Origin of the sequence: Micromonospora sp. AMSO12t (assembly GCF_008806585.1) — a bacterium.
Classification (GTDB): Bacteria; Actinomycetota; Actinomycetes; order Mycobacteriales; family Micromonosporaceae; genus Micromonospora; species Micromonospora reichwaldensis.
Genome location: NZ_WAAS01000288.1, coordinates 1 through 7,647, shown reverse-complemented (window position 1 = coordinate 7,647; position 7,647 = coordinate 1). Strand labels below are relative to the sequence as shown.

At 75.3% G+C, this 7,647-nt stretch carries 8 protein-coding genes and 1 pseudogene; 2 read left to right on the top strand and 7 right to left on the bottom strand.

The window, feature by feature from the left end; all coding sequences use genetic code 11:
- Positions 1–1,596: PAS domain-containing sensor histidine kinase (locus F6X68_RS28010; RefSeq protein ID WP_151457069.1), on the bottom strand; the 1,596-nt coding region annotated here is incomplete at its 3' end.
- Positions 1,597–1,621: 25 nt separating this feature from the next.
- On the bottom strand, positions 1,622–2,653 hold the full coding sequence (locus F6X68_RS28005) for an SIS domain-containing protein (protein ID WP_132231368.1): 1,032 nt from the start codon (positions 2,651–2,653) through the stop codon (positions 1,622–1,624).
- Positions 2,654–2,898: 245 nt separating this feature from the next.
- Between F6X68_RS28005 and F6X68_RS28000 the strand changes: the two genes are divergently transcribed.
- Positions 2,899–4,647, top strand: a complete 1,749-nt coding sequence (locus tag F6X68_RS28000; RefSeq protein ID WP_192581564.1) for a tetratricopeptide repeat protein — start codon at positions 2,899–2,901, stop codon at positions 4,645–4,647.
- A gap of 18 nt (positions 4,648–4,665) precedes the next feature.
- Here F6X68_RS28000 and F6X68_RS27995 read toward each other — a convergent pair whose 3' ends face one another.
- On the bottom strand, positions 4,666–5,175 hold the full coding sequence (locus F6X68_RS27995; RefSeq protein ID WP_151457067.1) for a GNAT family N-acetyltransferase: 510 nt from the start codon (positions 5,173–5,175) through the stop codon (positions 4,666–4,668).
- Positions 5,172–5,387, bottom strand: a complete 216-nt coding sequence (locus F6X68_RS27990; protein WP_088973021.1) for a biotin/lipoyl-binding carrier protein — start codon at positions 5,385–5,387, stop codon at positions 5,172–5,174. The genes F6X68_RS27995 and F6X68_RS27990 overlap by 4 nt, the downstream gene beginning before the upstream one ends.
- A gap of 277 nt (positions 5,388–5,664) precedes the next feature.
- Here F6X68_RS27990 and F6X68_RS34895 point away from each other — a divergent pair, with 277 nt between their 5' ends.
- The gene (locus tag F6X68_RS34895; protein WP_369700219.1) at positions 5,665–5,739 is read left to right on the top strand and encodes a 50S ribosomal protein bL37; all 75 of its coding nucleotides are present in this window, start codon (positions 5,665–5,667) and stop codon (positions 5,737–5,739) included.
- 138 nt (positions 5,740–5,877) lie between these two features.
- Here F6X68_RS34895 and rsrA read toward each other — a convergent pair whose 3' ends face one another.
- The 3 genes and pseudogenes from rsrA to F6X68_RS34450 all read right to left on the bottom strand — a co-directional run.
- On the bottom strand, positions 5,878–6,165 hold the full coding sequence (gene rsrA / locus F6X68_RS27985) for a mycothiol system anti-sigma-R factor (RefSeq protein ID WP_151457066.1): 288 nt from the start codon (positions 6,163–6,165) through the stop codon (positions 5,878–5,880).
- A gap of 1 nt (position 6,166) precedes the next feature.
- The gene (locus F6X68_RS27980) at positions 6,167–7,006 is read right to left on the bottom strand and encodes a sigma-70 family RNA polymerase sigma factor (protein WP_151457065.1); all 840 of its coding nucleotides are present in this window, start codon (positions 7,004–7,006) and stop codon (positions 6,167–6,169) included.
- Between the two features lie 69 nt (positions 7,007–7,075).
- Positions 7,076–7,647 (bottom strand): annotated as a pseudogene (locus F6X68_RS34450) (hypothetical protein); the annotation flags it as partial.

Genomic DNA, 7,647 nt, shown 5'->3' with positions numbered 1-7,647 from the left:
ACGGCCCTCGGGGGCGTTGCGCACCAGCGGGACGACGAGCGTCGCCTCGGTGCCGCCCTTCGCGCCGTCGCGCAGCTCGATGGTGCCGCGCAGCTCGCCGGTGACCAGCGCGCGGACGATCTGCAAGCCGAGGTTGCCGCTCCGCTCGGCGTCGAAGTCGGGCGGCAGCCCACGCCCGTTGTCGGTGACCGAGACGTGCAGCATCTTGCGGAACCGGTGCGCCGACAGCACCACCTCCGGCTCGACCGGACCAGCCGCCTCCGCCACGGGCGCCCCCGGGGCTGGCGCGGCAGGGGCGGGGGTGCCGGGACCGGTCGGGACGGCGGGCGTCTCGGCGGCCGGCGGGAAGCCGTGCTCGACGGCGTTGAGCAGCAACTCGTTGAGCACCATCACCAGCGACGTGGCGACCTCGGCGGGCAGCACGCCGAAGCTGCCCTCGCGGCGCATGCCGACCGTGGCCTCCGTCGCGGCCACCTCCGTGGCGGCGCTGGCCACCCGGTCGACGATGCCGTCGAACTCGACCGCCTCGTCGCTGGACATGGAGAGGGTCTCGTGCACCAGCGCGATGGAGGCGACCCGGCGTACCGACTCCTCCAGGGCGACCCGGGCCTCCGGCATGGACACCCGGCGGGCCTGGAGCCGCAGCAGCGCGGCGACGGTCTGGAGGTTGTTCTTCACCCGGTGGTGGATCTCCCGGATGGTGGCGTCCTTGGTGATCAGGGCGCGGTCGCGGCGGCGTACCTCGGTGATGTCGCGGACCAGCACCAGCGCGCCGATCGGCACCCCGGCGGGCATCAGCGGCAGCGCCCGGGTGAGCATCGTCGCGCCCCGCGCGTCGATCTCCCGGCGGGGCGGCGCCTCGCCGCGCAGCGCCGCGAGGATGCCGTTCGCCGCGTCCGTGCCCTCCAGCGGGTCGCTCGCCAGCCGGCGGTGCAGCGCCGCCAGGTCCTCGCCCACCAGGTGGGAGGCGTAGCCCAGCCGCCGGTACGCCGACTGCGCGTTCGGGCTCGCGTAGGTGACCTTGCCGCCGGCGTCGAGCCGGACCAGCCCGTCGCCGACGCGCGGGGCCGACGTGGTCTCCCCGGGATGGCGCGGCGGCGGGAAGGTCCCGTCGGCGATCATCTGGGCCAGGTCGTCGGCGGTGGTGAGGTAGTTCAGCTCCAGCTGGCTCGGGGTGCGCGCGGTGGAGAGGTTGGTGTCCCGCCCCACCACGGCGATCACCTCGCCGGCCTCGCCGTCGGTGGTGCGCAACCGGACCGGGATCGCCTCGTGCCGGGCCGGCACGTCGCCGTACCAGACCGGGTCGCCCTCCCGCCAGATCCGGCCCTGCCGGTGGGCCACCTCCAGGTGGGCCACCTCGGGCCCGCCGACGATCCGCCCCACCTGGTCGTCCAGGTACGCGGTGGGCGCGGTCGTCGGCCGGACCTGGGCGACGCAGAGGAACGCGCCGTCACCGTCCACGGGCACCCAGAGCAGCAGGTCGGCGAAGGACAGATCGGACAGCAACTGCCAGTCGCCGGCGATCCGGTGCAGGTGGTCGATGTCGGCCGGGCGGAGGCGGGTGTGCTCCTCGGCGAGGTTGCGCAGCGTGGACACGTCGACCAGCGTGCCACGACGGGCGTCACATCGTCGCGGTGACCTTCTTCAGCCCGCGCGGCGCGTCCGGGTCCTCGCCCCGGGCGAGCGCCAGCGCCAGCGCCAGGCGCTGCAACGGCAGGATGTCCAGCAGCGGCGCGTACCGCTCGTCGACCTCGGGGACGGCCATCCGGGTGGCGCCCTCGACGTCGGCGGAGCCGACCACCACCACGTCGGCGCGGCGCTCGCCGAGGCGGGGCAGCACCTCGCCCATCGACCGGCCGCCCGGCCCGGAGCCGACCACGGCGAGCACCGGCACGTCCGGGTCGGTCATGGCGAGGGGGCCGTGCAGCAGGTCGGCGCCGGAGAACGCGAGCGCCGGCAGGTACGAGGTCTCCATCAGCTTCAGCGCGGCCTCGCGGGCGGTCGGGTACGCGTACCCCCGGCCGGTGGTGACCAGCTGGCCGGCGAACCGGTAGCGGGGCGCGAGCTGGGTGGGGGTGGTGTCCTCCAGGGTGCGCGCGGCCAGCTCGGGCAGGGCGGCGAGCGCCTCGCGTTCGTCGGCGGGCAGCGCGCCGTCGCCGGCCCGGACGCCCTCGACGAGCATCAGCAGGGCGAGCAGCTCGGCGGTGTAGGTCTTGGTGGCGGCCACCGCGCGCTCGTGCCCGGCGGCGATGTCGACGCTGAGCTCGGCGACGCCGGCCAGCCGGGAGTCGGGCGCGTTGGTGACCGCGAGGGTCAGCGCGCCGGAGGCGCGGGCGGTGCGCAGCACCTCGGCGAGGTCGGGCGAGCCGCCGCTCTGGCTGACGCCGACGACCAGCGCGTCGGAGAGGTCCGGCTTCGCGCCGTAGAGGGTGACGACGCTGGGCGAGGCGAGGCCGGCGGGCAGGCCGAGCCGGATCTCGGTCAGGTACGCCCCGTAGAGGGCCGCGTGGTCGGAGGTGCCCCGGGCGGTGAAGACCACGTGCCGCGGGCGGCGCTCCGCGATGACCGCCGCCACCCGGGCGATCGCCCCGGCGTGCTCGGCGGAGAGCAGCCGCTCGTAGCCCGCCGGCTGCTCGTCGATGTCGGCCGCCATGCCGGCCCCTGCACGCGTCACGGAAACTCCTCCCACTGCGCGATTGCCGCGCGTTTCCTGCTCAGTCTTGCACGTTTGAGCTGGCCTGAGCAATCGAACGAACAGTAGTGCGCAGATGATCACCATCTCGGCGCAACATCACCTAGGCTTGCCCGGCCCCAACGACCGACGAGCGAGAGGACGACGTGCCCGAGGACGACCGGTCGCTGTCCGCGGCGGAGGAACTTGCCCTGGCCCGTCTGGCCATGGACGACAACGACCTGGCGCACGCCGCCGGTCACGTCGCCGCCGCGCTGGCCCAGGCCCCGACCCTGCCCGAGGTGCACGAGACCCTCGCCCGGCTCGCCGCCACCGACGGCGCGGGCGGCGTCGACCTCTTCCCGCTCCAGGGCCACGCCTTCGTCGGGGCCGTCGTGGCCCGCGCGCACCTGCTCGCCGCCGCCGGCCGGCCCGCCGAAGGGCTGGACCTGCTGGTCGCGGCGACCAGCCACGCGCCGGGGACGGACTGGGCCGGGGTGCCCTGGGTGACCACCCCGGAACTCGCCGAGCGCCTCGAACCGGACCGGGCCGCCCGCATCCTGATGCAGGTCTGCGCCGCCGTGCCCGACCCGGTGCCCCGGGCCGGCCGGACCGCCCTGGCCCCCTACCTGGCGCTGGCCCGCAACGCGGTCACCGTCCACCCCGAGCACGGCCTGCTGCTCGGCGCGGCGTCCGCGCTGGCCAGGCGCGTCGGCGAGGTCGACCTGGCGATCCGTTGGGCCGCCCGGGGCGTACGCGCGGAGCCGTCGAAGATCGGCGAGGTGTGGCTCGGGTACGCGTACCGCAGCGCCGGGCGCACCCGGGAGGCGTTGGCGGCACTCGGCCGGGCCGTCGCGCACGACCCCGACGACCTCACCGTCTACGCCGACATCGCCGGCACGCTCGCCGACAACGGACGGCTCGACGAGGCGCTCGACTGGATCGACCGGGCGCTGGCCCGGGACCCCTCCTTCGAGTGCGCCGTGCACACCGCGCACCGGCTGCGGCACCAGCGCGACGGCGACGTGGCGCACCTGGTCGCGCTCGCCGACTTCGTCCGGGACCATCCCGACGACACGCACGAGCACGGCGACCTGGCCGAGAGCTGCCGGGGCCGGCCCTGGCTCGGGCAGGTCACCCCGGCGACCGGGCCCGTGGTGGACGCGCTGCGTCAGGCCGTCACCGACGAGCGCGTCGGCCTCGGTGCCGTACGGCTGGACCAGCCCCCGCCGCCCAGCGCGCTGCGTGCCGCCGCGACGGCCGCGCCCGGGCTGCGGATCGAGGTGGCCGGCGTGCCCGACCCGGACCCGCGCGAGCCCCGGCGGACGACCACCCGGCAGCTCTGGCGGCCCGACGGGACGACGGTCGTGCCCGCCGTGCCGGCGCCCTCGCCGGAGGCGGCGGCGCGGCTGCGGCAGCTCGCCCACCCGGCGTGGCCACACCCGCCGGCGGCGTACGACGCGGCGGTGGGCCTGGCCACCCTGGAACTGGACGACCTGCTCGGCCTGCTGGCGCACCCGCCGGAGGCGCCGCCGACCGCGTTGGGCCGGGTACTCGGGCAGGACCCTTCGCTCTGGGTGCGCTGCGTCCAGGTGTGGGCGTGCCTGGGCCTGCTGCACCACCGCACCGACGAGCCGTGGGCGGAGTCGACCCGGCGCCGGGTGCTGCTGGACCTGGTCTGGGGGGTCGAGGACTGGGTCACCGAGGCGGCCCTGTTCGCCCTGGTCACCGCCGCCTGGGTCGACCCTGAGGTGCGCGCCGACGTGGCCCGGGTGGTGACCGAGCGGCTGGCCGACGTGGCAGCGGTCGCCCGGACCCGCCCGGCGCCGATCGCGCCGTCGCTGGCGCACCTGGCCCTGGCCAGCCCGGCCCTGGATCCGGAGACGGCGGCCCTGGCCACCGCGCTGACGGCCACCGCGCCGGTCCCCCGGCCGCGTTCCCGCCTGCGCCGCCTCTGGGGGCTCCTCAGGCGGTGAGCCGTCGCCGCCGGCGGCTCACGCGCCGGTCAGCTCCAGCCGCAGGCCGAGCAGGTGCACCCCGTCCACGGGCACCCAGTCCAGCTCCGGCACCCGCACGAAGCCGCGTCGCCGGTAGAGCCGCTGGGCGGAGGCGGCGAAGCCGTCGCGGACGCAGATGACGACGGCGGCACAGCCCAGCTCGGTCGCCCGCGACACGCAGGCCTCGACCAGCGCCGCGCCGACGCCCCGCCCCTGCGCGGCCGGGTCCACCGCCAGCATCCGGAACTCCGCCTCACCCGCCCGGGACAGCTCGGCGTAGCGGGTGCCGGGCAGGACGAGGGTCACCGAGCCGAGCAACTCGCCGGTGGCGTCGTCGACGGCGACGAGCACCTCGCCGTCCCGGGCCCGGGACGGCACGTCGGCGAGTACGGCGGCGTAGCCGTGCTCGTTCTTCAGCTGGCCGTCCGCCTCGTACGCGGCCACCGTCAGCCGGGCCACCGCCGCGAAGTCGGCCGGCCCGGCCCGGCGTACCGAGAGGCCGGTCAATCGATCACCGCGATCAGGTCACCGTCCTGCACGACGTCGCCCTCGTTGACCGCGAGCTGCTTGACGACACCGTCGGACTCGGCGACGACCGGGATCTCCATCTTCATCGACTCCAGGATCACCAGGGTGTCCCCCTCGGACACGGTGTCCCCGGCCGACGCGACGACCTTCCAGACGTTCGCCACCATCTCGGCGCGGATCTCCTCGGCCATCTTCGGGCCCTCCCTCTCGCGGTTGCCTGCCGACGTATCCAATCATGCGGGCGACCTCCGGCGGGCGTGGAGCGGCGCGGGCCGGGTCGATGATCGACTCAGGGGCGGTCCGCCGGCGGGTCGTGCGGCGTGGCGCGGCGTCGGCGGCCCCGGCGGACGACGGCGGGTGCCGGCCGCACTAGCATCAGCGGGTCGGACCCGGCGCCGGGAGGACCGGTGCGTGCACCGGCGCCGAGATCGTGCGCAGGCGGGATCCGACCATCACGAGGAGGTCACCATGGCGAAGAAGGCCCGCAAGAAGAAGGCCCGCAAGAAGAGCGGCGCGAACCACGGCAAGCGCCCCAACTCCTGACCGGCGGGCCGGGCCCCACGGCCCGGCGTCGACCAGTCGGCGCGGACGCCGGTGGCCCGGGTCGTCACGACCCGGGCCACCGGCGTCTGCTGTCTCCGGGGGCACCGACCTCGGTCGGCTGCCGCGCCCGGCCCGACCTCAGTCGGCAAGCTCCTTCGACTCGGTGGTCTCGAAGACGACCAGCTCGGTGAGGCGCAGCCGCAGCCGCTCCCGCAGCTGGTCGGGCGCGGTCTCGTTGCCGCAGCAGCGGGCCACCAGCGCCCGCACCTCCTGCTCGATGCCGTACTCGCGCAGGCACGGGCCGCACTCGTCGAGGTGGTGCCGGATCAGCGTGCGCCGCTCCTCGGCGCACTCCAGATCCAGGTAGAGGTAGACCTCCGCGATGACCTCGCGGCAATCCGTCTCGTGCGGATCTCCACAGCTCATGTCAGACCTCCCGGCCGGCGGAAGCGGTCGAGCCCTTCTTCGACGCCGCGGCGCTGAAGCCCCGCTCTGCGGCGTACTGTTCGAGCAGCTTGCGCAGGTTACGCCGGCCCCGGTGCAGACGCGACATGACCGTGCCGATCGGCGTGCCCATGATGTCGGCGACCTCCTTGTAGGAGAAGCCCTCGACGTCGGTGAGGTAGACGGCCAGGCGGAACTCCTCCGGCAACTGCTGGAGGGCCTCCTTGACGTCGCTGTCCGGCAGCCGGTCCAGCGCCTCGGTCTCGGCCGAACGCAGCCCGCTGGAGGTGTGCGACTCGGCCTCGGCGAGCTGCCAGTCGGTGATCTCGTCGGTCGGCGCCTGGATGGGCTGGCGCTGCCGCTTGCGGTAGGAGTTGATGTAGGTGTTGGTCAGGATCCGGTAGAGCCAGGCCTTCAGGTTCGTGCCCTGCTCGAACTGGTGGAAGGCGGCGTACGCCTTCAGGTAGGTCTCCTGGACCAGGTCCTCGGCATCCGCCGGGTTGCGGGTCATCCGCAGCCCGGCAGCGTAGAGCTGATCGACGAAGGGCATCGCGTCCCGCTCGAAGCGGGCCCTGCGCTCGTCCGTCTTCTCGGTCGTCAACCGCACATCCCCTCGCGTCGGATGCTTTCCCGCCGAGGATACGCGTACGGACGTGCCCGCAGATTCACTTCCGGCGGGTGTGCTCGTACTCACCGTGTGCGTGCTCACCGCGGCCGGGCCGACCGGCGGCACCACCGCGGGCCAGTCCGGGCCGCCCAGCAGCCGTCGCAACTGCCGCGCTCCCCGCTCGTCCCGTTCCCGGACCCGCGTCTCGGTCGGCACCGGTCTCCCCCCTCGCCAGAAATGTCGTCCCGGGGGGTGCAACGCCCCCGACGGGGCGGGGCATTCCGCTCACCTCCCCCGTTCCTGGTCCCGGCGCCGGCGGAGGCCGACGCTGGGACCAGGAAGGGCCTGGGAGGACCGGCGCCGCCCGCCCGAACCGGGCGTCCGGCGCCATCCGATGCAACGACCCGCCGCGGCAGGCGGACACGGCCCGCCGGAGCGCCCGGCGGGGCCGGCGCCCGGATGGGCCAAGCCGACCATCCAGGTCAAGCAGATCGAACCGCTGCTCGCCGAGGAGATCGCTCGCGCCGCCGGTGCTCCCGCCGGACCGGATGCTCCGGTCGGCCCCGCCCGATCATCCGAGACGCCACCGCTCGACACGCCACCGGCAGCGGCACACGCCGCGCCGATCAGCGGACCGCCAGTCAGCACACCACCGGTCAGCGCACCGCCGTCGTCCTCCGTCAGCGCACCACCGACGCCTCCGGTCAGCGCGCCGCCCGCGCACCCGACGAGCAGCCCGCCCGTCAGCGCACCGCCCACGCCCCCCGTCAGCGCACCGCCGGCGCACGCGACGAGCAGCCCACCCTTCGGCGCACCGCCCACGCACCCGACGAGCAGCCCACCGGTCAGCGCACCGC

Coding starts and splice junctions, on each gene's coding strand:
- F6X68_RS28005 (WP_132231368.1), bottom strand. CDS start 2,653: ATGGCGGCCGACATCGACGAGCAGCCGGCGGGCTACGAGCGGCTGCTC.
- F6X68_RS28000 (WP_192581564.1), top strand. CDS start 2,899: ATGGACGACAACGACCTGGCGCACGCCGCCGGTCACGTCGCCGCCGCG.
- F6X68_RS27990 (WP_088973021.1), bottom strand. CDS start 5,387: ATGGCCGAGGAGATCCGCGCCGAGATGGTGGCGAACGTCTGGAAGGTC.
- rsrA (WP_151457066.1), bottom strand. CDS start 6,165: ATGAGCTGTGGAGATCCGCACGAGACGGATTGCCGCGAGGTCATCGCG.